The organism is Pseudoalteromonas sp. Of11M-6 (assembly GCF_022347905.1).
GTDB lineage: Bacteria > Pseudomonadota > Gammaproteobacteria > Enterobacterales > Alteromonadaceae > Pseudoalteromonas.
This window is the reverse complement of sequence record NZ_JAKRFW010000117.1, coordinates 1-1,534: the sequence shown is the minus strand read 5'-3', so window position 1 is coordinate 1,534 and position 1,534 is coordinate 1. Positions and strand designations below refer to the sequence as shown.

Sequence of the window (1,534 nt, the reverse complement as noted above, 5' to 3'; positions counted from 1 at the left end):
TGGTTGTTAGTATCGTAGTTATAAATATTAGTAATACCATTAACAGTTTTGCTAGTGATATTGCCAGTTTTATCATACCCGAACTTGCGTGAGCCCCCCAAGCTGAGGAATAGGCAAATTAGTGGTGGGTGTCAGCGATTTGCATAAGCGATAAGTTAACGCAATGAATCATCAAAAACAAAGCCCCGCGAGTGCGAGGCTTTGGGTTCAAAAAGGATACGATTGATTTTCCTATAGCCACATGTACCTTTACAGTCGTTTACCAATCGCAGTATTTTTCTGAAAATGATTTCAGCCATTTTTTTTCCACATCACCGGAACCCACGTAATTATCGCGTAAAGAGCTTTCAAATTTATCTCGCAGAATATCCTTCCCGCCTAACTTTTCTAATACATTTTCTTCAATAGCTAATTGATATGCTATTACTGTTATGGAGAGCTGCTCGTCCACAACAATAAACAGTTTTGATTCCGGTATTAGGAATACTACTGGGCTTTCAAATACCTCTGTCTCTATCCAGTCCATGACTTCAAAGCAGAAATGAGCTTTAAAAACATCTTTGAAGCTAGCTAGCGGAAAGAAAAAATATGCTCCCTCGCTAGCAAACTCTTTTATTAAACGACCTAGATTCTTGAAGTTTTCACCCGAATGTATGAAACCGTCATTGATTGCTAAGATTTCCATGTTTTTTGGCAATGGAAACTTAACGCCATCATGTAGGGCTGTAGTGAACACTTTACCGTAATTCTCAAAAATGTTCTTTGAGGTTTCAGAGTCTGCGCACGTAACAAATGTTGGCAGATTTTCAACTATAGTCATTGTTCTGAAATCCTTGCTTACTGTTGTTCATCGCGGACTCTGGTTTTCGTTTTGCTATCACCAGATTGAGTTTCAATACTTCGAACACCGCCGCCACCCACTCGGTCAATAACTTTAGTACCATCCGAAGTCGTAACCACAGTCATGGGACCTCTTTCATTTTCCGTTTCATTGACAGTCACACCATCAAGACCTTTTACTTCATCCATAATATCGTCGGCTTCGCCACTAGAGATATCTGGCATAAAGTCAGTTGTTTTCCCTGAACGTTCCTTACTATTAGTGGCTTCTTTCCCACCAGTGACAACATCTACGGCATCTTGCCCTGTTGCGTCGGCAGATTCATTGAATACACCTACAATCGCGTTATATGCCCTTTTTGCACCTCTTGCTGTTGCTCTCGCTCCAGAAACTACTGCTCCTCGACATGCTGCATTGGACGCACAGGCTCTTGCTCCAGCAACTACAAGAGGTGCAACTGGAACTTTACCATCCGGGTCTACATATTTATAAGGATTGTTATTAGCATAAGCATATCTATTAAACCCTTGAATATTGCCTTGGCTGAGGTGACCAATGGCTCCAACAGGATCATTTGAATAAAACCGCCCGATAACTGGATCATAGTATCGTGCCTGCATATAGCTCAATCCAGTTTTTGTATCAAATCTTTTGCCGGTAAACCACTGATCATTCTGAGGATCTGTTGTATTT

Annotated in this window: 2 protein-coding genes; both read right to left on the bottom strand. The window is 41.0% G+C overall.

Features of this window, described 5'->3' with window-relative positions:
- Positions 1-259: 259 nt before the first annotated feature.
- The gene (locus MHN32_RS23560) at positions 260-820 is read right to left on the bottom strand and encodes a hypothetical protein (protein WP_239422983.1); all 561 of its coding nucleotides are present in this window, start codon (positions 818-820) and stop codon (positions 260-262) included.
- A gap of 17 nt (positions 821-837) precedes the next feature.
- A complete protein-coding gene (locus tag MHN32_RS23555; RefSeq protein WP_239422984.1) occupies positions 838-1,461 on the bottom strand; it encodes an RHS repeat-associated core domain-containing protein in 624 nt (207 codons plus the stop codon).
- Positions 1,462-1,534: the final 73 nt, after the last annotated feature.

Bases quoted from the DNA above. Each gene is read 5' to 3' on its own strand.
- MHN32_RS23560 (WP_239422983.1), bottom strand. From the start codon at position 820: ATGACTATAGTTGAAAATCTGCCAACATTTGTTACGTGCGCAGACTCT.
- MHN32_RS23555 (WP_239422984.1), bottom strand. From the start codon at position 1,461: ATGCAGGCACGATACTATGATCCAGTTATCGGGCGGTTTTATTCAAAT.